At 65.9% G+C, this 24,994-nt stretch carries 26 protein-coding genes; 18 read left to right on the top strand and 8 right to left on the bottom strand.

Annotated elements, in window-relative coordinates; all coding sequences use genetic code 11:
- Window positions 1-28 precede the first annotated feature (28 nt).
- The 8 genes from FQU96_RS03525 to FQU96_RS03490 all read left to right on the top strand — a co-directional run bounded on the left by FQU96_RS03525 (window position 29) and on the right by FQU96_RS03490 (window position 10,176).
- Window positions 29-901 carry a GntR family transcriptional regulator gene (locus tag FQU96_RS03525; protein WP_146539439.1) on the top strand — a complete coding sequence of 291 codons (873 nt, stop codon included), beginning with the start codon at window positions 29-31 and terminating at the stop codon, window positions 899-901.
- Between the two features lies 1 nt (window position 902).
- Window positions 903-1,859, top strand: coding sequence for an ABC transporter permease (locus FQU96_RS03520; RefSeq protein WP_146539438.1), 957 nt, complete (start codon window positions 903-905; stop codon window positions 1,857-1,859).
- Window positions 1,859-2,758, top strand: coding sequence for an ABC transporter permease (locus tag FQU96_RS03515; protein ID WP_146539437.1), 900 nt, complete (start codon window positions 1,859-1,861; stop codon window positions 2,756-2,758). The genes FQU96_RS03520 and FQU96_RS03515 overlap by 1 nt, the downstream gene beginning before the upstream one ends.
- Before the next feature lie 53 nt (window positions 2,759-2,811).
- A complete protein-coding gene (locus FQU96_RS03510) occupies window positions 2,812-4,512 on the top strand; it encodes an ABC transporter substrate-binding protein (protein ID WP_218574583.1) in 1,701 nt (566 codons plus the stop codon).
- Window positions 4,513-4,595: 83 nt separating this feature from the next.
- The gene (locus FQU96_RS03505; RefSeq protein WP_146539435.1) at window positions 4,596-6,302 is read left to right on the top strand and encodes an ABC transporter substrate-binding protein; all 1,707 of its coding nucleotides are present in this window, start codon (window positions 4,596-4,598) and stop codon (window positions 6,300-6,302) included.
- Window positions 6,303-6,323: 21 nt separating this feature from the next.
- On the top strand, window positions 6,324-8,030 hold the full coding sequence (locus FQU96_RS03500) for an ABC transporter substrate-binding protein (RefSeq protein ID WP_146539434.1): 1,707 nt from the start codon (window positions 6,324-6,326) through the stop codon (window positions 8,028-8,030).
- A gap of 108 nt (window positions 8,031-8,138) precedes the next feature.
- A complete protein-coding gene (locus tag FQU96_RS03495) occupies window positions 8,139-9,155 on the top strand; it encodes an ABC transporter ATP-binding protein (protein ID WP_255467873.1) in 1,017 nt (338 codons plus the stop codon).
- Window positions 9,148-10,176 (top strand): ABC transporter ATP-binding protein, encoded by a 1,029-nt coding sequence (locus FQU96_RS03490; RefSeq protein ID WP_146539432.1) that lies wholly within the window; start codon window positions 9,148-9,150, stop codon window positions 10,174-10,176. Before FQU96_RS03495 ends, FQU96_RS03490 begins: the two co-directional genes overlap by 8 nt.
- Window positions 10,177-10,242: 66 nt before the next feature.
- On the opposite strand, the gene FQU96_RS03485 is transcribed toward FQU96_RS03490, so the two are convergent.
- Window positions 10,243-10,632, bottom strand: coding sequence for a VOC family protein (locus FQU96_RS03485; RefSeq protein WP_178130292.1), 390 nt, complete (start codon window positions 10,630-10,632; stop codon window positions 10,243-10,245).
- Window positions 10,633-10,732: 100 nt separating this feature from the next.
- Between FQU96_RS03485 and FQU96_RS03480 the strand changes: the two genes are divergently transcribed.
- From FQU96_RS03480 to FQU96_RS03465, 4 genes are read left to right on the top strand one after another with little or no spacing between them, the layout of a single operon-like run.
- Complete coding sequence (locus FQU96_RS03480) at window positions 10,733-12,331, top strand: FAD-dependent monooxygenase (protein WP_178130291.1); 1,599 nt, start codon at window positions 10,733-10,735, stop codon at window positions 12,329-12,331.
- An 11-nt stretch (window positions 12,332-12,342) separates the two neighbouring features.
- The gene (locus tag FQU96_RS03475; protein ID WP_178130290.1) at window positions 12,343-13,137 is read left to right on the top strand and encodes an alpha/beta fold hydrolase; all 795 of its coding nucleotides are present in this window, start codon (window positions 12,343-12,345) and stop codon (window positions 13,135-13,137) included.
- A 7-nt stretch (window positions 13,138-13,144) separates the two neighbouring features.
- Entirely contained in the window at window positions 13,145-13,909 is a 765-nt protein-coding gene (locus FQU96_RS03470; RefSeq protein WP_146539428.1) for a GntR family transcriptional regulator, read from the top strand.
- A gap of 53 nt (window positions 13,910-13,962) precedes the next feature.
- The gene (locus FQU96_RS03465) at window positions 13,963-15,663 is read left to right on the top strand and encodes an ABC transporter substrate-binding protein (protein ID WP_146539427.1); all 1,701 of its coding nucleotides are present in this window, start codon (window positions 13,963-13,965) and stop codon (window positions 15,661-15,663) included.
- Between the two features lie 43 nt (window positions 15,664-15,706).
- Here FQU96_RS03465 and FQU96_RS03460 read toward each other — a convergent pair whose 3' ends face one another.
- Window positions 15,707-16,108, bottom strand: coding sequence for a VOC family protein (locus tag FQU96_RS03460; protein WP_146539426.1), 402 nt, complete (start codon window positions 16,106-16,108; stop codon window positions 15,707-15,709).
- Window positions 16,109-16,180: 72 nt separating this feature from the next.
- On the opposite strand from FQU96_RS03460, the gene FQU96_RS03455 reads away from it, so the two are divergent.
- Window positions 16,181-16,522, top strand: a complete 342-nt coding sequence (locus FQU96_RS03455) for a helix-turn-helix transcriptional regulator (protein ID WP_146539425.1) — start codon at window positions 16,181-16,183, stop codon at window positions 16,520-16,522.
- Window positions 16,503-16,919: an SRPBCC domain-containing protein gene (locus FQU96_RS03450; protein ID WP_146539424.1), complete on the top strand. Its 417-nt coding sequence runs from the start codon at window positions 16,503-16,505 to the stop codon at window positions 16,917-16,919. Before FQU96_RS03455 ends, FQU96_RS03450 begins: the two co-directional genes overlap by 20 nt.
- Before the next feature lie 16 nt (window positions 16,920-16,935).
- Here the strand turns inward: FQU96_RS03450 and FQU96_RS03445 are convergent, their stop codons facing one another.
- On the bottom strand, window positions 16,936-17,301 hold the full coding sequence (locus FQU96_RS03445; protein WP_146539423.1) for a hypothetical protein: 366 nt from the start codon (window positions 17,299-17,301) through the stop codon (window positions 16,936-16,938).
- Between the two features lie 222 nt (window positions 17,302-17,523).
- Between FQU96_RS03445 and FQU96_RS03440 the strand changes: the two genes are divergently transcribed.
- Window positions 17,524-17,841, top strand: a complete 318-nt coding sequence (locus FQU96_RS03440) for a putative quinol monooxygenase (RefSeq protein WP_178130289.1) — start codon at window positions 17,524-17,526, stop codon at window positions 17,839-17,841.
- A 255-nt stretch (window positions 17,842-18,096) separates the two neighbouring features.
- On the top strand, window positions 18,097-18,825 hold the full coding sequence (locus FQU96_RS03435; RefSeq protein ID WP_146539421.1) for an MORN repeat-containing protein: 729 nt from the start codon (window positions 18,097-18,099) through the stop codon (window positions 18,823-18,825).
- A 7-nt stretch (window positions 18,826-18,832) separates the two neighbouring features.
- Here FQU96_RS03435 and FQU96_RS03430 read toward each other — a convergent pair whose 3' ends face one another.
- From FQU96_RS03430 to FQU96_RS03415, 4 genes are all read right to left on the bottom strand, one after another.
- Complete coding sequence (locus tag FQU96_RS03430) at window positions 18,833-19,420, bottom strand: DUF882 domain-containing protein (RefSeq protein ID WP_146539420.1); 588 nt, start codon at window positions 19,418-19,420, stop codon at window positions 18,833-18,835.
- A gap of 149 nt (window positions 19,421-19,569) precedes the next feature.
- Window positions 19,570-20,232 carry a DUF882 domain-containing protein gene (locus tag FQU96_RS03425; protein WP_146539419.1) on the bottom strand — a complete coding sequence of 221 codons (663 nt, stop codon included), beginning with the start codon at window positions 20,230-20,232 and terminating at the stop codon, window positions 19,570-19,572.
- Between the two features lie 106 nt (window positions 20,233-20,338).
- Window positions 20,339-20,797: a GNAT family N-acetyltransferase gene (locus FQU96_RS03420; RefSeq protein ID WP_146539418.1), complete on the bottom strand. Its 459-nt coding sequence runs from the start codon at window positions 20,795-20,797 to the stop codon at window positions 20,339-20,341.
- A gap of 18 nt (window positions 20,798-20,815) precedes the next feature.
- Window positions 20,816-22,204, bottom strand: coding sequence for an adenylate/guanylate cyclase domain-containing protein (locus FQU96_RS03415; protein ID WP_146539417.1), 1,389 nt, complete (start codon window positions 22,202-22,204; stop codon window positions 20,816-20,818).
- A gap of 98 nt (window positions 22,205-22,302) precedes the next feature.
- Between FQU96_RS03415 and FQU96_RS03410 the strand changes: the two genes are divergently transcribed.
- Window positions 22,303-22,653 carry a hypothetical protein gene (locus FQU96_RS03410; RefSeq protein WP_146539416.1) on the top strand — a complete coding sequence of 117 codons (351 nt, stop codon included), beginning with the start codon at window positions 22,303-22,305 and terminating at the stop codon, window positions 22,651-22,653.
- An 11-nt stretch (window positions 22,654-22,664) separates the two neighbouring features.
- On the opposite strand, the gene FQU96_RS03405 is transcribed toward FQU96_RS03410, so the two are convergent.
- Window positions 22,665-23,243 (bottom strand): demethoxyubiquinone hydroxylase family protein, encoded by a 579-nt coding sequence (locus FQU96_RS03405; RefSeq protein WP_146539415.1) that lies wholly within the window; start codon window positions 23,241-23,243, stop codon window positions 22,665-22,667.
- Between the two features lie 124 nt (window positions 23,244-23,367).
- Between FQU96_RS03405 and FQU96_RS03400 the strand changes: the two genes are divergently transcribed.
- Window positions 23,368-24,981, top strand: coding sequence for a YifB family Mg chelatase-like AAA ATPase (locus FQU96_RS03400; RefSeq protein WP_146539414.1), 1,614 nt, complete (start codon window positions 23,368-23,370; stop codon window positions 24,979-24,981).
- The last annotated feature ends 13 nt before the right edge of the window (window positions 24,982-24,994 follow it).

Below are 24,994 nucleotides of genomic sequence, written 5' to 3'. Positions count from 1 at the left end.
CCGACAAGAGCGTGCAGCGGGAGGAAACATGGACGCTCCGTCGTCGCGCCATCGTGGCGCGGCAAGCGATAGCACCGTGGCCGTGCTACGACGATCGACCGCTGCTGGCGACAGTGCCGACAGTCCGACGATCTGCGCCCTGCCGCTGCCGCAACAGATCGCCGACCATCTCGGCCACCAGATCATGAACGGCGACTGTCCACCCGGCAGCCGGCTGAAGGAAGAGAAATTCGCCGAGCACTACCAGGTCAGCCGCGGTCCCGTGCGCGAGGCGTTTCGCATCCTGGAGCGTCGTGGCTTCGTGGAGATCGTGCCGCGCCACGGCGCGCGGGTGCGCGTCTTCGATCCGGCCGATCTTGCCGCGCTGTTCAGCGTGCGCGGCGTGCTGCTGGGACTGGCGGCGCGCCAGGCCATCGAGCAGGCGGCGCCTGACGTCGTCGAGCGCCTGGCGGCACAGGTCGCGCGCCTGCGCCGCTCGGCCGAGGCGATGGACATCACGCCGCTGGAGCACGCCAAGATCGCCATGGAGGCGCAGGAAGCCGTGATCTGCTGCAGCGGCAACCGGCCGCTGATCCGGATGATGGAAGAACTCAAGGGCCGCGCCCTGTGGCGCATGGCCTGGCACGAGACACCGCTCGATTTCACGAGCCGCGCGCGACGTCAGCAATCGGCACGGCTGTGGGGCGACATGCTGCGCGCGATCAAGAACAGCGATGCCGACGGCGCCGAGCGCATCGGCCGCCTGCTGCTGGAAGCCTCGCGCGACCACATGCTGGCGGCGATGGCGGCACAGCGGCGCCACGCCGTCGCCGAGCCGGAGGATCCGGCACCGTCGCGACGGCGGCCCCGGCGATCGGCAACCGCCGCAAACGAGACCAACGTGACGGCGGAGGCCGACTGACATGCAGGCGTATATCGCACGCCGTCTGCTGGCGCTGATCCCGACCTTGTTCTTCGCCAGCGTCATCGTGTTCGTAACCGTGCGGCTGATCCCCGGCGACATCATCGACCTTATGCTGTCGTCCAACGACATCAGTGCCGGCAAGAAGTCGCGCGAGCAGCTCGAGATGGCGCTGGGGCTGGATCAGCCGATGTACCTGCAGTACTTCCGCTGGATCTACGCCATCCTGATCCAGGGCGATTTCGGCAAGTCGCTGTGGCAGAACACGCCGGTGGCCGAGCAGCTGCTGGTGCGCCTGCCGATCACCTTCGAACTCGGCTTCCTGGCGCTGCTGGTGGCGCTGGCTGTCGCCATCCCGATCGGCGTGTACTCGGCGATCCGCCAGGACACCGCCGGCGACTATGTCGCGCGTTCGTTCTCCATCCTGATGCTGTCGGTGCCGAGCTTCTGGGTCGGCACGATGGTGATGGTGTTCCCGTCGATCTGGTGGGGCTGGTCGCCCGACGTGAAGTTCGTGCCGTTCACCCAGGACCCGCTGCGCAACCTGGGACAGATGGCGATCCCGGCCGTCATCCTGGGCTGCGCGCTGTCGGCCGTCACCATGCGGCTGACGCGCACCATGATGCTGGAAGTGCTGCGCCAGGACTACGTGCGCACCGCCTGGGCCAAGGGCTTGGACGAACGTCTGGTCGTGGTGCGCCACGCGCTGCGCAATGCGCTGATCCCGGTGGTGACCCTGATCGGCCTGCAGGCGCCGCTCTTGATCGGCGGCGCCGTCATCCTGGAGCAGATCTTCGTCATCCCCGGCATGGGCCTGTTGCTGCTGGATGCCGTGAGCCAGCGCGACTATCCGATCATCACCGGCGTGTTCCTGATCGTCGGTGTGGCGGTGATGGTCATCAACCTGATCGTCGATCTCAGCTACGGCGTTCTGGATCCCAAGGTGAGGTACCGCTGATGGCCAGCATCGCCGACACCGCCGTCACGACGGCGCCGCGCCGGTCGCGCAGTCCGTTCACGCGCTTCGTCATCCGGCTGGTGCGGGAAAAGCCGCTGGGCGCCGTGTGCGCCGCCGTCTTCGTGCTGTTCCTGTTCTGTGGCGTCTTCGCCGACGTGCTGGCGCCCTACGGCATGAACCAAATCAGCCCGCTCAACCGGTTGAAGCCGCCCTCACTGCAGTACCCGTTCGGTACCGACAATCTGGGCCGCGACATGTTCTCGCGCTGCCTCTACGGCGCGCAGCTGTCGGTGATCATCGGTTTCTGCGCCGCCGGGCTGGCGACGATCATATCGGTCGTACTGGGCATCCTCACCGGCTATCTCGGCGGCAAGTTCGACATGATCGTGCAGCGCTTCGTCGACGCCTGGATGAGCTTCCCCGACCTGATCATCCTGATCGTGGTGGTCTCGGTGCTGGGCCCGGGCATGCCGCAGATCATCGGCACCTTGGGCCTGCTGCTGGGCATCGCCGGCTCGCGCATCATCCGCAGCGCCGTGATCTCGGTGCGCGAGAACATGTATGTGCATGCCGCCCAGTCGACCGGCGCCTCGACGTTCCGCATCCTGTGGCGCCACATCCTGCCCAACGTGATGCCGCCGGTGATCGTGCTGTTCACCACCCGCCTGGGCGTGGTGATCCTGGTCGAGTCGGGGCTGTCGTTCCTGGGCCTGGGCGTGCCGCCGCCGGCGCCGACCTGGGGCGGCATGCTGTCGGGCGCCGGCCGCACTTTCATGTACCAGGGACCGTGGCTGGCGCTGGCGCCTGGCCTGTGCCTGACCGTGGTCGTCTACGCCACCAACATGTTCGGCGACGCGCTGCGTGATCTGCTCGATCCGCGCATGCGCGGCAGCCGGTGACTATTCCCTCCCCCAGCTTCGCCGGGGAGGAAAATAAAGAGGAGGGGGTGATGATGAGTTTGCGCAGTTTGGGCAAAGGTTTGATGGCCGGCGCGCTGGCGTTGGCGATGGGCGGCACGGTGATGGCGCAGACTCCGGCCAAGCCGCAGTATGGCGGCACGCTGGAGATCGCCACCATATTTGCCACGCTGTCGGCACTGTCGTGGGATCCGAACGACTGGAACTGGAAGCTGAACCACGACACCAGCCAGTTCTACGAACAGCTCATCGCCGGCGATCTCGACAAGAGCGTGCGCAAGGGCGGCAAGTACGCCTTCACCATCGACTCTCACCTGCCGCCCGGTGCACAGCGCGGCGAGCTCGCCGAGAAATGGGAGATGGTGCAGAACCCGCTGTCGGTGGTCTTCACCTTGCGCAAGGGCGTCATGTTCCCGGAGAAGCCGGGTGTAATGCCCGAGCGCGAGATGACCGCCGAGGATGTCGTCTTCAGCTTCAACCGGCTGCGCGCCAGCGCCAAGGCAATCCCGACCTATTTCGACTTCGTCGACCGCGTCGAAGCCAAGGACAAGTACACCGTCGTCTACTATTTCAAGGAATACAACGCCGAGTGGGACTACCGACTGGCCTGGGGCTTCTATACACCGGTGACGCCGAAGGAGGTCATCGATGCCGGCGCCGGCAACTGGAAGAACGTCAACGGCACCGGCCCATTCGTGCTCGCCGACTTCGTACAGGGCAACTCCAACACGTACACCAAGAACCCGATCTACTGGGACAAGGAGACCATCGGCGGGCAGGCCTACAAGATTCCATTCGTCGATAAGCTGGTCTACCGCACCATCAAGGACGAGGCGACACAACACGCCGCGCTGCGCAGCGGCAAGATCGACATCCTGGAAGCAATCCAAGCGCGCAGTGTCGATGAGATCAAGAAGAGCAGTCCCAACCTGCAATGGTCCAAGCGGCTTTCCTTCCTCGGCCAGTATGTGGCGCTGCGCACGGACACCAAGCCATTCGACGACGTGCGCGTACGCCGGGCGATGAATCTCGCCATCAACAAGAAGGAGGTCATCGCAGCCCATTACCAGGGCCATGCCGAGCTGCACGCCTTCCCGATGCATCCGGACTGGACGGGCTACTTCGACCCGCTCGAGAAGCTGCCCCCGGCGGCGCAGGAGATGTACGCCTACGATCCGGCCAAGGCCAAGAAGCTGCTAGCCGAGGCCGGCTACCCCAAGGGCTTCACGGTCAAGATGCAGTACTGCGCCTGCTCGCCCGATCACACCGAGCTGGCGCCGCTGCTGGTGGCCTATCTCGAGCAGATCGGCGTGAAGATCGAACTGCAGCCGATGGAATATGCGGCGTTCCTGTCGGCGATGACGACGAAGAAACACGCCGCGGCCTACCTGATGAACAACAGCCATAACAACCCGACGACCAGCATCCGCAAGAACTTCGTCACCGGCCAGACCTGGAACGCGTCGATGTACGCCGACCCCAAGGTCGACGCCAGGATGGACGAGGTCTTCCGTGCACCGGACGAAGAGAAGCGCATGGAAATGCTGCGCGATCTGACGGCGGAGATCGTGGGACAGGCGCCCTATATCTGGCTGCCGACGCCCTACACCTTCGCCGCCTGGTGGCCGTGGGTGAAGAACTACGGTGGCGAGCTGAGCGTGGGATCGATCCGGCCCGGCCCGATCTATGCCCGTATCTGGATCGACCAGGAGCTGAAAAAGAAGATGGGATACTGACCCCTCGACGCCATCCCTGCCGAAGCGCGCCCCAAAGAGCGCGCCGGCAGATACCCATGATGCTGTGACCTAGGGAGGGTGACATGAAGGTGGGTTGGAGTCGCGCTTTTGGTGCCTTTGCGCTGAGTGCCGGCTTGCTGATCGGGCAGCCGGTGGCGAACGCGCAGACACCGGCGAAGCCGCAATACGGCGGCACACTCGAAATCGGCACGGTGTTCTACACGCTGTCGGCGCTGTCGTGGGATCCTTACGACTGGAACTGGAAACTGAACCACGACACCGGCCAGTTCTACGAGCAGCTCGTCGCGGGCGACCTCGACAGGAGCCTGCGCAAAGGCGGCAAGTACAGCTTCTCCATCGACGCCTTCCTGCCGCCAGGCGCCCAACGCGGCGAGCTCGCCGAGAAGTGGGAGCTGGTGCAGAACCCGCTGTCGGTCGTCTTCACCTTGCGCAAGGGCGTGATGTTTCCCGCCAAGCAGGGCGTGATGGCCGAGCGCGAACTGACGGCTGATGATGTCGTGTTCACCTATAAACGGCTGATCTCCAGTCCAAAGGCGATCCCCGGCGTCTACGATTTCGTCGATCGGGTCGAAGCCAAGGACAAGTACACGGTCGTCTACTATCTGAAAGAGTACAACGCCGACTGGGATGCACGTCTGGCGTGGGGCTTCTACACGCCGGTGACGCCGAAAGAAGTGATCGATGCCGGCGCCACCAACTGGAAGAACGTCAACGGCACCGGTCCCTTCATGCTGACGGACTTCGTGCAGGGCAACTCCAATACCTACACGAAGAATCCGATCTACTGGGACAAGGAGACCATCGGCGGGCAGGCCTACAAGATTCCGTTCGTCGACAAGCTGATCTACCGCACCATCAAGGACGAAGCGACGATGAACGCCGCCTTGCGCACGGCCAAGGTCGACATCCTGGAGTCGATCAGCGTGCGCCACGTCGACGAGATGAAGAAGAGCGTGCCGCAGCTGCAATGGAACAAACGGCTGTCGACTCTGGGTTCGTTCGTCGCGATGCGCACCGACACCAAGCCGTTCGATGATGTGCGCGTGCGCCGGGCAATGAACCTGGCCATCAACAAGAAGGAAATCATCGCCGCCCACTACCAGGGCCAGGCCGAACTGCACGCCTATCCGATGCATCCCGAGTGGTCGGGCTATTTCGACCCGCTCGACAAGCTGCCGCCGGCGGCACAGGAGATGTACGAATACAATCCCGCCAAGGCCAAGAAGCTGCTGGCCGAGGCCGGCTATCCCAAGGGCTTCAGCTTCAAGATGCAGTTCTGCGCCTGCTCGCCGGACCACACCGAGCTGGCACCCCTGCTGGTGGCCTATCTCGAGCAGATCGGCGTCAAGGTCGAGCTGCAGCCCATGGAGTACGCCGCATTCCTGTCGACGATGATGACCCGCAAGCATGCGTCGGCCTACCTGATGAGCAGCAGCCACACCAACCCCACCACCAGCATCCGCAAGAGCTTCACGACCGGGCATCAGTGGAATCCGTCGATGTACTCGGATCCCAAGTTCGACGCCAAGATGGAGGAGGTCTACCGCACCCAGGACGAAGAGAAACGCATGGAGATGCTGCGCGAGATGACGGCCGAGATCATGGCGCAGGCGCCCTATATCTGGCTGCCGACGCAGTACGTCTATGCGGCATGGTGGCCCTGGGTGAAGAACTATGGCGGCGAGATGTATGTCGGCGCCCTGCGGCCGGGACCAATCTATGCCCGCATCTGGATCGACCAGGAGCTGAAAAAGAAGATGGGATACTGAAACGACAACAGGGAGGGTGACATGAGGACAGGTTGGGAACGAACGCTGGGTGCGTTCACATTGGGTGCCGCGCTGCTGCTCGGGCAGCCGGCGGCGCACGCGCAAGGCGGCGATAAACCGCAGTACGGCGGCACGCTGGAGGTCGGCACGGTCTACGTGACCCTGTCGGCGCTGTCGTGGGATCCGGCCGACTGGAACTGGAAATCCAATCACGACAGCGGCCAGTTCTACGAACAGCTGTTCGCCGCCGACCTGTCGAAGAGCAAGAAGGCAGGCGGCAAGCACGCCTTCTATGCCGATGCCTGGCTGCCCAGCGACGGCACGCGTGGCGAACTGGCCGAAAGCTGGCAGTGGAAGGACAACCCGCTGCGCATCGAGATCAAGTTGCGCAAGGGCATCATGTTCCCGGAGAAGGCGGGCGTGATGAAGAGCCGCGAGCTGGTGGCTGACGACGTGGTCTACGCCTACACCCGCCTCGACAAGAGCCCCAAGAAGATCGTCGGCTACTTCGACCACGTCCAGAAGGTCGAGGCGACCGACAGCCATACCGTCGTCATCACCTTCAAGGAATTCTTCGCCGAGTGGGACTACCGGTTCGGCTGGGGTTACTTCTCGGGCATCTATCCGCGCGAGGTGGTCGAGGCCGGCATCGCCAACTGGAAGAATGCCAACGGCACCGGCCCCTTCATGCTGACCGATTTCGTGTCCGGCAATTCCAACACCTACACCAAGAATCCGAACTACTGGGACAAGGACAAGATCGGCGGCGTCGACTACAAGCTGCCGTTCGTCGACAAGGTCGTCTACCGCACCATCAAGGATGAGGCGACCAACATCGCCGCGCTACGCACCGGCAAGCTCGACCTGCTGGAATACATCCGCTGGCAGAACGTGGAGAGCCTGAAGAAGAGCGCACCGCAGCTGAAATGGTCGCGCTGGCTCAACATGAGTGGCACGTTCATGTCGTTCCTGGTCAACCAGAAGCCATTCGACGATGTGCGCGTGCGCCGGGCGCTGAACATGGCGGTCAACAAGCAGGAGATCGTCAGCGCCTACTACGCCGGCAACGCCGAGCTGTTCGCCTACCCGATGCACCCGGACTACATCGGCTACTTCGAGCCGCTCGAGAAGATGCCGGCCTCCATCAAAGAACTCTTCACCTACGATCCCAAGAAGGCACGCAAGCTGCTCGACGAAGCCGGCGTGCCCAAGAACTTCAGCTTCAAGGTCCAGGTCTGCTCGTGCAGCCCCGACCACATGGAGCTGCTGCCGCTGGTCGCCGCTTATCTCGAGCAGGTCGGCATCAAGCTTGAGATCCAGCCCATGGAGTATGCCGCGTTCCTGTCGGCCATGACCTCGCGCACCATGACGGCCGGCTACTTCATGAACAACGGCCATACCAACCCGACCACCACGATCCGCAAGAGCTTCACGACGGGCCAGCAATGGAACCCGTCGGGCTGGTCGGATCCGGCCTTCGACAAGAAGATGGACGAGGTCTACCGCACGCGCGACGAGGAAAAGCGCCAGGAAATGCTGAAGGAAATGACGCGCGAGATCCTCGACAAAGCGCCCTATCTCTGGCTGCCGACACCCTACATCTATACGGCGTGGTGGCCGTGGGTGAAGAACTACGACGGCGAGCTGCGTGCCGGCGCGGTGCGGCCGGGCCCGATCTATGCCCGCCTGTGGCTCGACCAGGAACTCAAGAAGAAGATGGGGTTCTAAAACCCGGGAGCGCGGGCCTCCGGCCCGCACGGCGCGTAGCGCCGAGATGTGAGCGGGCGGGACGCCCGCGCTCCCAGGAAGCAACAAGAGGTACGAAGCGTGGCTGTTGTGTCAGAGCAAACATTGACCGCACCGCGGCCGGCACCGGCGCCCGCCAAGGCGCCGCTGCTGCAGGTCCGCGACCTGGTCACCACCTTCCGCACCGACCGTGGCAAGGTGGTGGCGGTCGACCGCGTGTCGTTCGACGTCGCCCGCGGCGAGACGGTGGCGATCGTGGGCGAGTCGGGTTCAGGCAAGAGCGTGACGGCGCTCTCGATCCTGCGCCTGATCCCCAACCCGCCCGGTCGCATCGAGCAGGGCGAGGTGCTGTTCGACGGCCGTGACCTGCTGAAGCTCAGCGATGCCGAGGTGCGCGCCATTCGCGGCAACAGCATCGCCATGATCTTCCAGGAGCCGATGTCGTCGCTGAACCCGGCGCTGACGGTGGGCATGCAGGTCGGCGAGCCGGCGAACCTGCACCGCAAGGCCTCGTGGGCAACGGCCTTCGCGCGCGCCAAGGAACTGCTGTCCAAGGCCGCCATTCCCGATGCCGGCAGCCGGCTCAATTCGTATCCGCATCAGTACTCCGGCGGCATGCGCCAGCGCGTGATGATCGCCATGGCGCTGGCCTGCGATCCCAAGCTGATCATCGCCGACGAGCCGACGACCGCGCTCGACGTGACGGTGCAGGCGCAGATCCTGGCGCTGCTCAAGCAGCTGACACGCGAAGCGAACTCGTCGCTGATCCTGATCACGCATGACCTGGGCGTCGTGGCGCGCTACGCCGATCGCGTCGTGGTGATGTATGGCGGCCGCATCGTCGAGACCGCACCCGCCATCGATCTCTATACCAAGCCGCGCCATCCCTATACCCGCGGCCTGATGGCCTCGATCCCACGGCTGGACGGTGATACCGGCCAACGGCTGGTGCCGATCGAAGGCCAACCGCCCGATCTCGCCAACCTGCCGAAGGGCTGCGCCTTCGCACCGCGCTGCCAGTCCGCCACCGACCGCTGTCGCCAGGAGCGCCCGCCGCTCGAGGCTGTCAGCGATCGCCACTACAAGGCTTGTTTCCTCGATGCCTGACACCGTGACGACACAAGCGGCCGCAACGGCGGCCGACACCACCGCCGGCCCCCTGCTGCGCGTCGAGGACCTGAAGGTCCACTTCCCGGTGCTCAAGGGCGTGGTGGTCCAGAAGCAGGTCGCTACCGTGAAAGCGGTCGACGGCGTCTCCTTTACGCTGAACCGCGGCGAAACGCTGGGCCTGGTGGGCGAAAGCGGCTGCGGCAAGTCGACGACCGGGCTTGCCATCCTGCGCATGCTCAAGCCGACCAGCGGCCGCATCGTCTTCGAGGGCGAGGACATCGCGCGCCACGACAAAGGGCGCATGCGCAGGGTGCGCCAGCGCCTGCAGATGGTCTACCAGGATCCGTACGGTTCGCTCGATCCGCGCATGAAAGTGGGCGACATCGTCGGCGAGCCGCTGGTGGTGCATGGCGTCGCCGGCGACAAGGCAGCGTACCGTGCCCGCATCGCCGAGCTGATCCGCCTGGTCGGCCTGCTGCCCGACATGGCCGAACGCTATCCGCACGAATTCTCCGGCGGCCAGCGCCAGCGCATCGGCATCGCTCGCGCGCTGGCGCTCAACCCCAGCCTGATCATCTGCGACGAGCCGGTGTCGGCGCTCGACGTCTCGATCCAGGCGCAGGTGGTGAACCTGTTCATGGAGCTGCAGGAGCGGCTGGGGCTCGCCTACCTGTTCATCGCCCATGACCTGTCGGTGGTGCGCCACATCAGCAACCGCATCGCCGTGATGTATCTGGGCCGCATCGTCGAGATCGCCACGCGCGATCAGCTCTACAAGGAGCCGCTGCATCCCTACACGCAGGCGCTGATGGCAGCGGTGCCGATTCCCGACCCGGTGCTGGAGGCCACGCGGCCGCAGCAGATCATCACGGGCGAGGTGCCGAGCGCGCTGCGCCCGCCGCCCGGCTGCCGCTTCCACCCGCGCTGCCCGCACGCCACCGCCACATGCAAGACCGAGGACCCGCCGCTGCGCGACCGCAGCGGTGGCCGCGCGGTGGCGTGCCACCTGCACGCGTAGGTACAGATCATCCTGGACGTTGTTAACCCTCGCCCCGCGAGAGCGGGGAGAGGAGAAAGAGCACCGTCACACCTCGTCCACCGGCGCTTCGTTCCAGAAATTCAGCTCGATCTGGATGCCGTCGGGATCGCGGATGAAGATCAGCTGCAGCGGCCGCGCCGGTACCTTGTAGAGCGTATAGGGCACAGCGTCCCGCTTCAGGCGCGCGATCGTCTCGTCGATGCCGCTGCACCGAAGCGCGACATGATCGATCGCGCCGCTGCCCTGCGCCGTTCGGCCGCTCTCCGATATCAAATGCAGCACCGCCTGGTCGCCGGCGTAGAGCCACGCGCCGGGGAACGGGAACGGCGGCCGCGCACCGTCTCGCAGGCCGACATACGTCGCGTAGAAATCCACCGTCTTCGCGAGGTCGCGGCAATAGACGTTGTAGTGCTCGAGCGCGATGGCAGCAGGCATGGGCAGGATCCCCCGGAGACCGATTGCGCCTGATCTTAGTCGAGTATTTTTTGTTGACAATTTTTTGTTGTCATATGAAATCACGGCGGGGAGAAAGCGCATGACGGACATCAACAAGGTGCCGGTGCTGATCGTGGGTGGCGGCCCGGTCGGGCTGGCGATGGCCTCAGCGCTGGGGCGTTTCGGCGTGCGTTCGCTAGTGGTGGAGCGCAGTCCAACGACCACCGATCACCCCAAGTCGCGCGGCTGCAACACGCGCACCATGGAGATTTTCCGTCAGTGGGGCGTCGAAGCCGCCGTGCGCGCCCATGGCATGACCGGCCGCACCGACGTCTGGGTGATGATGGAGCGAATGGCCGGCCCGGAGTACGGCCGCACCCGCTCCGAGCCGCGCAGCGAGGAGACGCCGGCGCGCAAATGCCTGGTGGCGCAGGATGGCGTCGAGGCGGCGCTGCTGTGTGCCGTCCGCGACACCGGCATCGCCACCGCACGCTTTGCCACCGAACTGGTGGACTTCGAGGATCGCGGCACGCATGTCCGCGCCCGCATCCGTGACCTGCGCGCCGACACGATCGAGACCTGGGAGGCCGACTGGCTGGTCGCCGCTGACGGTGCCGGCAGCGGCACGCGTCATGCGGCGGGGATCGAGATGATCGGGCCGCCATCCTTGGCGGTGCTGATCAACGACTATCTGCGCGTCGACCTCTCGCGCTTTGCGGTCTCCAAGCAAGCCGCGTTGATCCGTATCATCCCGCCGGACCGGGCCATCCCGTCGGTCACGGTGCTCAACACCAACGGCATCGATCGCTGGCTGATGGTGATGGGGGTCGGCGACGAACGCCAGCGGCCGGTCCCCGACAGCGAGGTCGGCACCTTCCTGCAGCCCTATATCGGCGTCGATGACCTCGACGTGCGACGCATCAGCACTTCGACCTGGCGTATGAGCAAGCAGGTTGCCGCGACCTTCCGCAAAGGCAGGGTGCTGCTGGCCGGCGACTCGGCGCATCGCTTTCCGCCGACCGGCGGGTTCGGGCTGAACTCGGGCGTGCAGGACGCCCACAACCTCGCCTGGAAGCTGGCCTATGTGCTCAACGGGCAGGCGTCGGTGCGGTTGATCGACAGTTACGACCAGGAGCGCCGGCCGGTGGCGCAATCCAATGCCGACTGGAGCTTCGGCAACATGCGGCGCCTGCCGCATGTCGAGGAGGCCTGCCGATCGGGCAATCGCGAGCGGATCGATTTCTGGTTCAACGACCTCGACAACCACATGCACAGCACCGGCCAGGCGCTGGGCTTCGCCTACGAGCAGGGCGCCGTCATCAGCGACGGCTCGACGCCGGCGGCGCATGATCCGCGCCACTACACGCCCACCGACCGGCCGGGCAGCCGCTTCCCGCACTTCTGGCTCGACGACGCACACACGACATCCAGCCTGGACTGGTTCGACCGCGATTTCGTGCTGGTCGCCGGCCGGGACGCCGGCGACTGGCTCGAAGCCGGCCGCGCCGTGTCCGATCAGCTCGGCCTGCCCATCGCGTTGAAGCAGCTGCCGGTGCAGGGTGTCGATCCGGGCTGCAGGCTGGGCCGCCGTGGCGCGGCGCTGGTGCGACCGGACGGCCACGTTGCATGGCGCATGCCCTGGATGCCGACGGATCCACGCGCCGCGCTGGCCGGCGCCTTCGCCACGCTGCTGCACTGACGGGGCCGCCAATGCGTCGGCTGGTGGCCAACCATATCTCGACCGCCTACGACATCGCGGGCGCCGGCCCGCCGCTGGTGTTGATCCACGGTGCCGAGGCCGACAGCCGCATGTTCCGCACCGTCGCGTCCATGCTGTCGCCGCGCGCCACCGTGATCGTCTACGACCAGCGCGACTGCGGCCTGACCGAGCATGAGGCCGACGCCTACACGCTGCTCGACCTGGCGGACGACGCGGCGGCCTTGATCAGCGGTCTCGGGCTGGGCGCGGCGCATGTCTTCGGCCAGTCGCTGGGCGGGCTGATCGCGCAGCTGCTCGCTGCCCGTCATCCGGCCTGCGTGGAGCGCCTGATCCTGGGTGGTGCGATGCGGGCCGACGCATCGCTGCCCGACCTCAATCCGACCGGGATGGCCGCGGCAGCGTCCTACCGCGCCGCGGGCGATGCTGGGCTTGCCCCGTTGGCCGCCCTGTTCACGACCGCGACGTTCGTCGCCGAGAATCCCGGGGTCGTCGATGTCTGGCGTCATGCCAAGCCGCTGACCACGCCGGCGCAGCGGGCACGGCGACAGACCGCGATCCGCCGCCCCATCACCAAAATCGCGCTCGCCACGATCACGTGTCCGACACTGGTGCTGGTGGGTGACGCCGACCAGATCGTCCCCCCGGCTCACACGCGGACCATCGCCGACGACATTCCCGGCGCGATCTGCCGCACGCTGCCGGGGATCGGCCACGCCAGCGCGTTACAGGCTCCCGATCTGCTGGCGCGCGAGATTGCGCAATTTCTCCCTTTCCGACCCGCATGAGGGTGCCATGGACGTCCAACAGGCCTTCTCTTCACATGAGGACCTCCGGCGGCCGCAGAGAGCCTCGGCACGGGATGCATCACCGCTGTGCACCCTGCCGCTGGCCGAACAGGTCGCCGATCATCTCGGCCATCTGATCCTGCGCAGCGAATGCCCGCCCGGCAGCCGGCTGAAGGAAGAGACGTTCGCCGACCTCTATCATGTCAGCCGCGGACCGGTGCGCGAGGCCTTCCGCATCCTGGAGCGCCGCGGCCTGGTCGAGATCCTGCCGCGGCACGGCGCGCGCGTGCGCTCCTTCGATCTGGGCGAGCTCGGTTCGCTGTTCACCGTGCGCGCCGTTCTGTTCGGGCTGGCGGCGGGTGAGGCCACCCGGCACGCCAAGCCGGAATTCATCGATCGCCTGACGGCTCTGGTCGAGCAGCTGCAGCAATCGGCCGAAACGATGGACATCAGTGCGCGCGACCACGGCTTGCTCGCCTCCGACGCGATGCAGCTGATCGCCCGCTTCAGCGACAACAAGCCACTGATCCGGATCCTCGACGAGATCAAGATCAATCCGCTGTGGCGCATGGCGTGGAGCGAAACACCGGTCGACTTCGCGACCCAGGCGCGGCGGCGGCAATCGGCGCGCTATTGGCGCGATCTGCTGAACGCGATGAAGGGTGGCGACGCCCCGTCGGCTGAACGCATCGCGCGCGCCCTGCTCGAAGCGGCACGTGATTCGATGATGTCGGGTATCACGGCACTGCGCCGCGAGGCAGCACCGACCTGAAAAATCCCGCCAAGACAAGACGCGGGAGGGCTTGCAAGACACAGGAGGGGGAGATGCGCGTGCGGGCTTTGCGCGACCGGTTGATATCAGGCGCCCTGGCGGTGGCATTGAGCGGTGGCGCTGCGGCGCAGACCCCCGAGACGCCGCAGTACGGCGGCACCCTGGAGATCGCCACGGTATTCGCCGCGCTCTCGGCGCTGTCGTGGGATCCGTACGACTGGAACTGGAAGCTGAACCACGACACCGGCCAGTTCTACGAGCAGCTGATTGCCGGCGACCTCAGCAAGAGCATCCGCAAGGGCGGCCAATATTCGTTCACCATCGACTCCTTCCTGCCGCCAGACGCACAGCGCGGCGAGCTCGCGGAGAAGTGGGAGCTGGTCCAGGATCCGTTGTCGGTGGTCTTCACGTTGCGCAAAGGCGTCATGTTTCCCGACAAGCCGGGCGTGATGGCGTCGCGCGAACTGACCGCCGACGATGTCGTCTTCAGTTTCAATCGCTCGCGTTCGAGCCCCAAGGCGGCGCCCACCTACTTCGACTTCGTCGATCGCGTCGAGGCCAAGGACAGATACACCGTCGTCTACTATCTCAACGAGTACAACGCCGAGTGGGACTATCGCATGGCGTGGGGCTTCTTCTCGGCGGTGACGCCGAAGGAAGTCGTCGATGCCGGCGCCGGCAGCTGGAAGAACGTCAACGGCACCGGCCCCTTCATGCTGGCGGACTTCGTGCAGGGCAACTCCAACACCTACGCCAAGAACCCGATCTACTGGGACAAGGAGACCGTCGGCGGACAAGCCTACAAGATCCCGTTCATCGACAAGCTGGTCTATCGCACCATCAAGGACGAGGCGACCCAGCATGCCGCCCTGCGCACCGGCAAGATCGACATCCTGGAGCTGATCAACGCCCGCTCCGTCGAGGAACTGCGCAAGAGCGCGCCGCAGCTGAAATGGAGCAAACGCCTGGCCGGGCTGGGCTCTTTCGTGGCGCTGCGCACCGACACCAAGCCGTTCGATGACGTGCGTGTGCGCCGCGCGCTCAACATGGCGATCAACAAGAAGGAGATCATCGCCGCCCACTATGTGGGCGATGCGGAGCTGTACGGCTATCCCATGCATCCGGATTGGACAGGCTACGTCGACCGGCTCGACAAGCTGCCGGCGGCGGCGCAGGAGATGTATGCCTACGATCCGGCCAAGGCGAAGAAACTGCTGGCCGAGGCCGGCTACCCCAACGGCTTCACCTTCAAGATGCAGTACAATGCCCTGTCGGCCGATCATGCCGAGCTGGCGCCGCTGGTGGTGGCCTATCTTGAGCAGATCGGGGTGAAGGTCGAACTGCAGCCGATGGAGTACGCCGCGTTTCTCTCGGCCATGACCACGCGCAAGCATGCGCCCGGCTATCTGATGAACGCCAGCCACACCACGCCCACGAGCGCCATTCGCAAGGGCTTCGTCACCGGCGAGCTGTGGAACCCGCCGATGTATTCCGATCCCAAGCTCGACGCCAAGGTTCTGGAAATCCATCGGACGCAGGATGAAGAACAGCGCAAGGCCATGCTGCGCGAGGTCACCGCCGACATCATCGCCCAGGCGCCCTGCATCTGGCTGCCGACGCCTTACGTTTATGCCGCCTGGTGGCCGTGGGTGAAGAACTATGGCGGCGAGACCAGCCTGGGATCGATGCGGCCGGGCCCGGTCTATGCCCGCATCTGGATCGACCAGGCCCTGAAAAAGAAGATGGGATATTGAGCGGCCCTCTACCTTCCCCCACAAGCGGGGGAAGGTAGAAAACTCACGTCTGGCTGATACAGAAGGTGTTGCCGTCAGGATCCTGGAACAGCGCGAACCGACCCCAGCGGGCCACCGTCGGCGGTGCGGTGAAGACGACACCCTTGGCGCGCAGCGCCTCATGTGTGCCGTCCAGGTCGTCGGTCCAGAACGCCATGTTCATGAACTTGCCCGCTTTGTCGTCCGGTCCCATCGGCAAGGTCAGCACCAGCGCGGTGTCGGCGCCCGCGATCTTCAGTTCAATCCAGCGCATCGGCGAGGGCCCGCCCGGCTCGCCACCGCACTCCTCCGGCGCCATCGGCGTGTCCCGCGTGACCTCCAGCCCGATCACATCGCGCCAGAACGCCAGCGCCTTGTCCTGATCGCTGACGGTGATGCTGACAAAAGCCACCCGCTTGATCGCCATGGCTGAGCTCCGTTGTTGGTATGGGCGCGAAGGTAATTGCGTCGCCTCCAATATTCAAGTAATAACTTAAATATGGCACGACCACACAAGCAGGCAACGGATACGGGAGACGTTTTCCAGGCATTGGCCGATCCCCATCGGCGGCAGTTGCTCGCCTACCTCGCGACCGGCGAGCGCGGCGTGCAGGACGTGGCAGGTCACTTCCCGATCTCCCTCGCCGCCGTCTCGCAGCATCTGCAGATCCTGCACCAGGCCGGTCTGGTCACGCGCCGCGAAGCCGGGCGCCGCCGGCTCTACTGCGTCGATCCGGCCGGACTGGCGGCCGTGCGCACCTGGATCGACGGGCTGGCGCGGTTCTGGGAGTCCGCGGTCGACCGGCTGGAGGCCCACCTCGATGACGATGCCGGACAGTGAGTTCCAGCTGCTGATCGAGCGCACGCTGCGGCATTCGCCGGAGCGGGTGTGGCGCGCAATCACCAACGCCGACGAGATCGCGCGCTGGTTCTTCCCGATCCTGTTCGCGCCTGTCGTCGGCCACGCCTTTCGCATCACCGGGCAGGCCGTGCCCGGCTGGCGCGGCTGGACCGATTGCGCGGTGCTGGCGATCGAGCCGCCGCACCGCATGGTGTGGTCCTTTACCTGCACGGATGGCGCACCGACGATCGTATCGTTCGAGATCGCACCCCACGCTGAGGGTTGCCGGTTGCGCATCAGCCATCGCGGCCGCGTGCCGCCCGACACACTCGCCCTGCTCGACCAGGGCTGGAACCTCTACGCCGACCAGTTGTGCGGACTGCTGGCACCGTCATGAGACAGCCGCGCGGCGATCAGCTTGTCCGCGGCGGCACGAAGAAGCAGCGGCGCATGCCGTTGGGCTGGTGGCAACGCCAGAACCGGCCGTCCTGGCTGGGCAGCGTGTCGATATAGGGCACGACCTCCCCTGTCGGCTTGATCCACCAGCCGGGCGCGGTCGGCTCCACCTCGTCGGCGGGAATGACCACGCAATCCTCCTTGCCGCAGCACCATTCGTTGGTGAGCGGGCTGCGATAGCCGCCGCGGCCGATCCAGTCATGGTCGTCATGAGCACGGGCATCCGGTCCGAACCAGTTGCCCGGAAACAGGGCCACAAGAACCGCGAGCGTCATGACGCTGCCGCAGTGGTGCTGACACGAGGCGAGACGATCCAGCATCATCGTGCCTCCTTCGGGTCTCGCCGACCCGAGGCCGCCATCAGTCTATAGCGGATTCAGCTCAATCCGGAACCTGTGAACGCGGGCGGGACGCCCGCGCTCCCGGGAGCATGAACCGACTCGTTCGCACGCCGACGGTTCGACCGGCGTCGAAGCAACGGACGGCGAAGGGTGCCACCCGCGGTGATAGCGTCTCTCGTCCACGACAAACGCATGGAGATGACGATGCCCACTTCATCATCGGCTGGATCGCTCGCGCTGGCCGTCACCTGGGAAGCACGCCCCGGCGAAGCCGACGCCGTGGCCGACATCCTGCGTCGCATGGCCAGCGCCGTGCGATCGAAGGAGCCCAACGTGCTGCGCTTCGAGCCGCACCGCTCACCATCGAACGATCACGTGTTCTTCCTGTATGAGTTGTTCACGGACGAAGCTGCCTTCGAGGCGCATCAGCAGACCGATCATTTCAAGAGCCTGATCGTCGAGCAGGGACTGCCGAAACTGGTGCGGCGCGAACGCGTGCCGTTCACGCCGCTTGCCGCCTGAACGGCGGCCCATCGGGTGACGGGGCGGCCCGCCCTGTCACCTCACCCGACGCGCAATCATGTCCCGGTGCCTGGAGGGGCGACGGCAATCGGCGTGCATACCGATTGCCGCGACGTGGTATCGCTTGCCAACGATTGGAGACGGCATCGGCGCTGATTGGTCACCGAAAGAACGCGCCACGGGACCGCAGCGCTCGCTATGTAAAGGCTGCGGTCAGCTGACCGCATCACTGCGATCGGTGAAACGGGCTTTCCGATGCTGCGTCCCTTGTCGCTCTGTCTCCTCTTTCTGATCGGCACAGCGCACGCACAGGGCAATCCGGCGTCGGGCTGGATCGCCGATCCCCGCACACGCTGCCGCATCTGGAATGCCGAGCCGCAACCCAACGAATCCATCACTTGGAGCGGTGCCTGCGCGAACGGCTACGCCCAGGGCCACGGCATCCTGCAATGGTTCGAGAACCAGCAGCCGGGCGAGCGGTTCGAGGGCAACATGCAGATCGGCCGCCCCACCGGTCGCGGCGTCCATGTCTGGCCCGACGGCATGCGCTACGAGGGCGATTTCCGCGACGGCTACCGGACCGGCCGCGGCGTGCAGACCTGGGCGGACGGTGCGCGTTACGAAGGCGAATACCGCAGCGGCAACATGAGCGGCCGCGGCGTCTTCACCTGGCGCGACGGCGGCCGCTACGACGGCGAGTTCCGCAACAGCGACTTCCATGGCCAGGGCGTGCGCACGTGGCCCAATGGCGATCGTTACGAGGGTGAATTCCGCGACGGCAAGGAAAATGGCCGCGGCGTCTACACCTGGGCGAACGGCGATCGCTACGACGGCGAGTGGCGCGACGGCAAGGCACACGGCAGCGGCACCAAGACCGCCCGCAGCAAGCAGGTCTTCACGGGGGAATGGTCAGACGGCTGTTTTCGCGACGGCGCCCGCTGGGCCACGGCCGGCGTCAGCCGCCAGCAATGCGGGATCCGTTGACGGCACGTCAGTCTCCGCTCCAGTTGCGCACCGGGCCAGTGTCGACGTGGATGAAGCCTGATTTGTAGATGCCGATCCCACCGCCCCCGCACTGGCGCGCGATGTCGCCCAGCGTGGCGACCGGAACCCCCGTGACACTGAAGTCGACCGCCCGCGCCGAAATGTGGAAACTGTTCTCGGCGACATCGAAGCCGGCCATGTGCAGCAGATGGTTGGTCTGTGCCGAACGGTAGCCGCTCAGCACGCGCAGCGGCTGGCTCACCTTCGACTGCACCCGTGCCAGGATATCGAACAACGCCGGATCGACTGCCTTCACCTCGCCAGTGCGATAATCGCGCAGAAGCCGGTTGAGGCGCGTGAGGCCATCGTTGTCGTAACGATCGCCGGCAGAAAAAGTGTCAGCAAAGGATTCGCCAGTCTGCGCCACGACGAGATTCAGATATTTCGCCTGGAGGCTCGACTGCACGCTCTCGGATCGCACCGACGGCCCGCGTGCCCAAGCGGACGCACCCGTTGCCAGCGACACCGCGGTACCAGCCAGGCCCACCAGAGCGCTTCGCCGCCGCACCACACTGCTTGCCAAAGGCGTATTCATCGATGGTCACCCGCGCCAGTCATGACGTGAAGTGCCGAATCACATTCGGCTCAGCATCCAAGCGTCATAGTGTGGCGGGCGCGCGACCTCGCCAGTGATCAAGCCGTGATCGGGTTACCGATGCCTGTGAGGATGTTGTGGCCGTGGTGTCAGCCGGTCCAGTCGCGCATCGACGCCGTATCGACATGGACGAAGCCCGAGCGATAGACGCCGACGCCGCCGGCATCACTGCGTCGCGCAATCTCACCAAGCTTGGCCGCGGGAATGCCGGGCACCGTGAAGTCCACGGCCTTGGCGGCGACATGCTGGCTGTGCTCCGCGACATCCATGCCGACCAGATACATGAAGCGGTTCGTTCGCCAGGAACGATAACCGCTGAGCACGCGCAACGGCTGGCCGACATGCGACTGGATACGCGCCATCAGGTCGAACAACGCCGGATCGATCGGCTTCACTTCGCCGTTCTGATAGTCGCGCAGCAGCTTGCTGAGACGCGCGAGCTTGGGTGTGTCATAGCGGTCGCCTTCCGCGAACACATCCGAGAACGTTTCGCCGGTGTGCGCCACGATCAGGTCCAGGTGTCGCGCCACCGGACCCGGCACGCTGGGCGGCCCGGACGGCATCCGTAGTGCGGTCGAGACCCCCATGGTCATCGCAAACGCCGCAACGCCTGTGAGACCCGTCAGCAAGGTTCGACGCGGTACGGTTCCTGCTGTCGGCGCGGTGAGTGCCAGCGGCCGGGGACGCAGCGCCGTGTCGAGGCGAATCTCGGGCGCCACCCGGCGAAGCCCCGGATCGTCACGCTCCGACATGCGCCCGACCTGCCTGCATCATGCAGACCCCTGTAAAGAAGGCCGTCATTTTACAGGGCCCGATACAGCCACGGCAACCGCCTCGCCGTGGCGAGAGGCCCTCGGATCACGCCAGCTTCTTTTCGAAGCAGACACTGAGCGGATCGCCGACGTAAGGGCCGAACGCCGGTATCGGCCGCCATCCCAGGGCGCGGTAGAGGCCGATCGCCTCGGGCTGCGCGATTCCGGTTTCCAGGATGGCGCGCACAAAGCCGCGCCGCTGCGCCTCGCCTTCCAGGAACTGCAACATCAACCGTCCCAGTCCCCGGCCACGGAATGCCGGCACGACGAACATGCGCTTGATCTCGGCCGCCGTGTCATGGGGACGAAACGCACCGCACGCCGCCGGTTCGCCGCGCACATAGCCGACGGCAAACACGCCGCCACTATCCTCGAACGTTTCGGCATCGATGCCGTTGGTCGGCTCACCCGGATAGCGCTGACGGAGATCGGCATCCAGCGCCGCGATCAATGTCGCAGCAGGCTGCGATGTCGGCGTCTCGATGCGAATCTCGATCTCGGCCATGACGCCATTCTAGTCGGATCAGGTCGGCTGTGGCAGCGGCTGCGACACCATCGGCGGCGATACCGACATCGTGGGAGCCTTCGGATGCGCAATCGCGAATACCCCCACGGGTTGTTCGCGGCCGCGGATCGTGACCGTGCCGTTGGCAACAGCATCATCGCACGCCGCACCGGCGGCGGCATGGGTGGCGTCCGAAATCAGGCAGTCGGTGTCCAGCTCCTTGGTCAGCTCCTGCAGGCGCTGGGCAAGGTTCACCGTGTCGCCGTAGATCGTGTAGGTTTGCCGCCCGGCACCGCCGACCGTGCCGGCCGCGACCGCGCCGCTGGCGACACCGATGCGCAGTGCCAGTCGGTGTCCGGCGAAATCACGTGACCCGGCCAGGTCCAGAAGGGCACGCGAGGCCTCGACGGCCCGCACCGCGTGATCGGCGGCCGGCAGCGGCGCATTGAACGCGACCACCATCGCATCGCCCACGAAGTTCACCACCACGCCGCCGCGCATGACGATCACGGTTGCCGCCTCGTCGAAGAAGCGGTTCAACAGGCCGATCACGTCGGCCGGGGCCAGCGACTCCGACAGCCGCGTGAAGTCCTTGATGTCGGCAAACAGCACGCTGGCGTCGCGGGTCTGCGGCGCCAATGTCTGCGTATCCATCAATGCCGCCGCCACCTGCTCGGGCACGTACTGTCCGAACAGCCGCAGCACGCGATTGCGCTGGTGTTCGGCCGCTGCCCGGGCCCGCACCACTGCCCGCGCCCGGTGCACGGCCAGCGCCGCGATGCCGGTCACCAGCAGGATGATGATGCTGTCCATCACCCGCGATTGCAGGGCGATGAAATCGGGATCGAGCACCACGGCGACGTACTGTTCGCGCGACGGCCCGGCCGGCAGATCCGACCACGTGATGATCCGGTCCATGCCGGCCAGGATCCAGCCGATCGCCGCCCACAACGCCGCCACGGCACAGATGCCGGTCCACAGCACCAGCTTCGGCGACAAGGTCAGCACCGACGCGGCGATGATAATGAACACCAGCGTAATGCCGCGCAGGAACACGAGGTTCTGCGGCACGTCACCGCCTGTGCTCAATGGCACCAGCGCCAGATGGGCCGCGAACGCAGTGACATCGAAAGCGAAGAGAGCATAACGATGCCAGACGCGTTCATGCCGGGTGCCCAACAGGGGCAACTGCACCAAGCCGATGGCGATGAGCAGCGATACGGCCAGCAACGCGTAGAGGCCGCTGGGCCAATGCAGGACGTAGCCGTAATACAATCCGATCGGTGCCAGCGCCACCGAGCGGCCGATGACGGCCAGCCCGAAGCCGGCACGCTCGGCGTGATCCAGATCCGCCTCCACCGCCGCGCCGACGGCGGTGGCGCTGGCCGTGCGGGTGAAACGCCACATCGCGGTCGATGCTACACGAGAGCGCATTCGGACACGATCACCGTTCCGTGGGGTGACGTTTCCGGATAGGACTACGCACCTGCATGAAGGAGACGTCGATGTTTGCTCCCCTCGCCCGGATGCTGGTGCAGAAGCATGGCGGCAGTGCCGACGAACCGTTGCCGATCACCGTCTTCGATCCCGATGGCAACGTGGTCGACGCCAACGACCGCGCCGCGATCCGGTTCGCCCGGTTTCGCTGGGCCGGCTGGCGGCTGATCGAGCCGTACCAGGCCGGGCAGTCGATCACCGACTATGTGCTGGAATCGACGGCGGCCAGCGGCAAGTGGTCGATCACGATCTCGGCGCTGTCCAACGGTGGCGCCGTCATTGCCATCAAGACCGAGGGCGAGGTGGCACCGCCGGTCGCCGCGTTCGCGGTCAAGCTGGCGAGCAAGCTCAAGGGCTGACGGCGCATCCGTCAGCCGGTCGCCAATCGGGCTGCCGCCAGGTCCTGTGCCATCTTCCGGGAGTCGCCCGACGTCGACAGCCAGATGACGACATCCGTGGCCCAGGAGATGATGGCCGTCAGGAACCGCGTCCATCGCGTGCGGGCAACGATGTTCTCCTGCGCCGTCCTCAGGTGCTGCAGTTCTTCGCCTCGGATCGACTCGATCAGCGCGTGGAGCTGCACGTCACGATCGCGGACAAAGTGCAGTTGGTCATCCAGATGTCGGTGCACGGCAGCCTCGATCGCCGCGGTGCAGATCCAGATCCCTTGCCGGGTCATCAACGCCGTGGCGACGCCCAGGATCAGGCCACCGCTGCCCCAGAACCCCATGAAGCGGCACGGCCGGGCCTGTCGTTGCGGCATGGCGTCAAGAAACAGGCGGCAGTGCTCGATCTCATGGCCGATCGTCTCGGTCAGGAAAGGCAGGAGATCGGGGTAAAGGCGTCGCGCGACCCAGATCTGGGCTCGATAGATGCGAATGGCGCCGTGTTCGCCCGCATGATTGACCTTGAGGATTCGGGCGATCGTTCGCTGGTCTCGGGCTTCCATGGTCCGCACTCGTTACGTTTCACCGCTACCACGATCGCGCCGAACACACGAATACAACCATAGGTATATTTCACCTTGTGATATACGTTCTATAATTGTTCTCACGAACAAGCAGGAAATTATCATGGTCGCGCGCGTACGGACTGTCGCCTTTCAGGGCATCGATGTGGTGCCGATCGACGTGCAAGTCCAGATCTCAGGCGGCTCGCCGACCTTCACGCTGGTTGGCTTGCCCGACAAGGCCGTGGGTGAGAGCCGCGAGCGCATTCGCGCTGCACTGGCCTCGCTGGGCCTGGCGCTACCGCCCAGGCGCATCACCGTGAACCTGTCACCGGCCGATCTGGCGAAGGAAGGCAGTCACTATGACCTGCCGATCGCGCTGGCGCTGATGGCGGCGATCGGCGTGATCCCGGCCGATATCGTGGAGGGCTACGTTGCGCTGGGTGAACTGGCGCTGGACGGTGCCCTGACGCCGGTGGCGGGCGTCCTGCCGGCCGCCGTCCACGCTGCCGGCAGCGGGCGCGGCATCATCTGCCCGGCGGCGTGTGGCGGCGAGGCGGCCTGGGGTGGCTTCGAGGCGGTCGATTCGGCTGGGGAGGACGAGGCCGCCGCCGGCCGGCGCACCACCCGCTGCGGCGAGGTGATCGGCGCACCCTCGCTGCTGGCTCTGATCAACCACGTCAAGGGCACCCAGGTGCTGGCGCCGCCACCGGCGACACTGGCAACTGACAATGGCCGTTACCCCGACCTGCGCGACGTCAAGGGGCAGGAGAGCGCCAAGCGGGCGCTCGAGGTCGTTGCCGCCGGCGCCCACAACCTGCTGATGATCGGCCCGCCCGGCGCCGGCAAATCGATGCTGGCCGCGCGCCTGCCCGGCCTGTTGCCGCCGCTGGATGCCGACGAGGCACTCGAGGTCAGCATGGTCCAGTCACTCGCCGGCCAACTGGGCGAAGGCAAGCTGACCCGGCGGCGTCCGTTTCGTGATCCGCATCATTCGGCGAGCCTGGTGGCGCTGGTCGGCGGCGGCACACGGCCACGCCCCGGCGAAGTGTCCTTGGCGCACCATGGCGTGCTGTTCCTCGACGAGTTGCCGGAATTCAATCCCTCGGCGCTGGAGGCGCTGCGCCAGCCGCTGGAAAGCGGCCGCGTGACCGTGGCACGCGCCCATGCGCACGTCACCTATCCGGCGCGCTTCCTGCTGGTGGCCGCCATGAACCCCTGTCGCTGCGGCAACCTAGCCGACATGACGCGGGCCTGCGGCCGTGCCCCGCGGTGCGGTGCCGACTACCAGGGCCGCATCTCCGGTCCGCTGTATGACCGCATCGACCTGGCGATCGACGTGCCGCCGGTGGCACCGGCCGATCTCGCCCTGCCCCCGCCGGCCGAGTCCTCGGCCGATGTCGCCGCGCGCGTCGCGGCGGCACGCGCCGTCCAACGCCAGCGTTTCGCCGACCTGATCCGCAAGGACCCGTCGCTGGCATCAGGTGCGATCCCGCGCGCCAACGGCCAGGCCGACGGTGAACTGCTCAGTGCGATTGCCACGCCGGATGCCGACGGACGCGCCCTGCTCACGCGCGCCGTCGAGCGTCTCAACCTGTCGGCGCGCGGTTATCACCGTGTGCTGCGCGTCGCCCGCACGCTGGCCGACCTCGATGCCAGCGACGGCGTGCGGCGACTCCACATCGCCGAGGCCCTGGCCTGGCGCCGTGCACCACCGCGTGAGGCGATGGCGGCGTGATCCTGCGTCGGGG

It is taken from the genome of Reyranella sp. CPCC 100927, assembly GCF_007859315.1.
Taxonomy (GTDB): domain Bacteria; phylum Pseudomonadota; class Alphaproteobacteria; order Reyranellales; family Reyranellaceae; genus Vineibacter.
Note: the sequence above shows the minus strand (reverse complement) of the source record. Positions and strands in the feature narration are given on the sequence as shown.

Bases quoted from the DNA above. Each gene is read 5' to 3' on its own strand.
- FQU96_RS03525 (WP_146539439.1), top strand. From the start codon at position 29: ATGGACGCTCCGTCGTCGCGCCATCGTGGCGCGGCAAGCGATAGCACC.
- FQU96_RS03520 (WP_146539438.1), top strand. From the start codon at position 903: ATGCAGGCGTATATCGCACGCCGTCTGCTGGCGCTGATCCCGACCTTG.
- FQU96_RS03515 (WP_146539437.1), top strand. From the start codon at position 1,859: ATGGCCAGCATCGCCGACACCGCCGTCACGACGGCGCCGCGCCGGTCG.
- FQU96_RS03510 (WP_218574583.1), top strand. From the start codon at position 2,812: ATGAGTTTGCGCAGTTTGGGCAAAGGTTTGATGGCCGGCGCGCTGGCG.
- FQU96_RS03505 (WP_146539435.1), top strand. From the start codon at position 4,596: ATGAAGGTGGGTTGGAGTCGCGCTTTTGGTGCCTTTGCGCTGAGTGCC.
- FQU96_RS03500 (WP_146539434.1), top strand. From the start codon at position 6,324: ATGAGGACAGGTTGGGAACGAACGCTGGGTGCGTTCACATTGGGTGCC.
- FQU96_RS03490 (WP_146539432.1), top strand. From the start codon at position 9,148: ATGCCTGACACCGTGACGACACAAGCGGCCGCAACGGCGGCCGACACC.
- FQU96_RS03485 (WP_178130292.1), bottom strand. From the start codon at position 10,632: ATGCCTGCTGCCATCGCGCTCGAGCACTACAACGTCTATTGCCGCGAC.
- FQU96_RS03480 (WP_178130291.1), top strand. From the start codon at position 10,733: ATGACGGACATCAACAAGGTGCCGGTGCTGATCGTGGGTGGCGGCCCG.
- FQU96_RS03475 (WP_178130290.1), top strand. From the start codon at position 12,343: ATGCGTCGGCTGGTGGCCAACCATATCTCGACCGCCTACGACATCGCG.
- FQU96_RS03470 (WP_146539428.1), top strand. From the start codon at position 13,145: ATGGACGTCCAACAGGCCTTCTCTTCACATGAGGACCTCCGGCGGCCG.
- FQU96_RS03465 (WP_146539427.1), top strand. From the start codon at position 13,963: ATGCGCGTGCGGGCTTTGCGCGACCGGTTGATATCAGGCGCCCTGGCG.
- FQU96_RS03460 (WP_146539426.1), bottom strand. From the start codon at position 16,108: ATGGCGATCAAGCGGGTGGCTTTTGTCAGCATCACCGTCAGCGATCAG.
- FQU96_RS03455 (WP_146539425.1), top strand. From the start codon at position 16,181: ATGGCACGACCACACAAGCAGGCAACGGATACGGGAGACGTTTTCCAG.
- FQU96_RS03450 (WP_146539424.1), top strand. From the start codon at position 16,503: ATGACGATGCCGGACAGTGAGTTCCAGCTGCTGATCGAGCGCACGCTG.
- FQU96_RS03445 (WP_146539423.1), bottom strand. From the start codon at position 17,301: ATGATGCTGGATCGTCTCGCCTCGTGTCAGCACCACTGCGGCAGCGTC.
- FQU96_RS03440 (WP_178130289.1), top strand. From the start codon at position 17,524: ATGCCCACTTCATCATCGGCTGGATCGCTCGCGCTGGCCGTCACCTGG.
- FQU96_RS03435 (WP_146539421.1), top strand. From the start codon at position 18,097: ATGCTGCGTCCCTTGTCGCTCTGTCTCCTCTTTCTGATCGGCACAGCG.
- FQU96_RS03430 (WP_146539420.1), bottom strand. From the start codon at position 19,420: ATGAATACGCCTTTGGCAAGCAGTGTGGTGCGGCGGCGAAGCGCTCTG.
- FQU96_RS03425 (WP_146539419.1), bottom strand. From the start codon at position 20,232: ATGTCGGAGCGTGACGATCCGGGGCTTCGCCGGGTGGCGCCCGAGATT.
- FQU96_RS03420 (WP_146539418.1), bottom strand. From the start codon at position 20,797: ATGGCCGAGATCGAGATTCGCATCGAGACGCCGACATCGCAGCCTGCT.
- FQU96_RS03415 (WP_146539417.1), bottom strand. From the start codon at position 22,204: ATGTGGCGTTTCACCCGCACGGCCAGCGCCACCGCCGTCGGCGCGGCG.
- FQU96_RS03410 (WP_146539416.1), top strand. From the start codon at position 22,303: ATGTTTGCTCCCCTCGCCCGGATGCTGGTGCAGAAGCATGGCGGCAGT.
- FQU96_RS03405 (WP_146539415.1), bottom strand. From the start codon at position 23,243: ATGGAAGCCCGAGACCAGCGAACGATCGCCCGAATCCTCAAGGTCAAT.
- FQU96_RS03400 (WP_146539414.1), top strand. From the start codon at position 23,368: ATGGTCGCGCGCGTACGGACTGTCGCCTTTCAGGGCATCGATGTGGTG.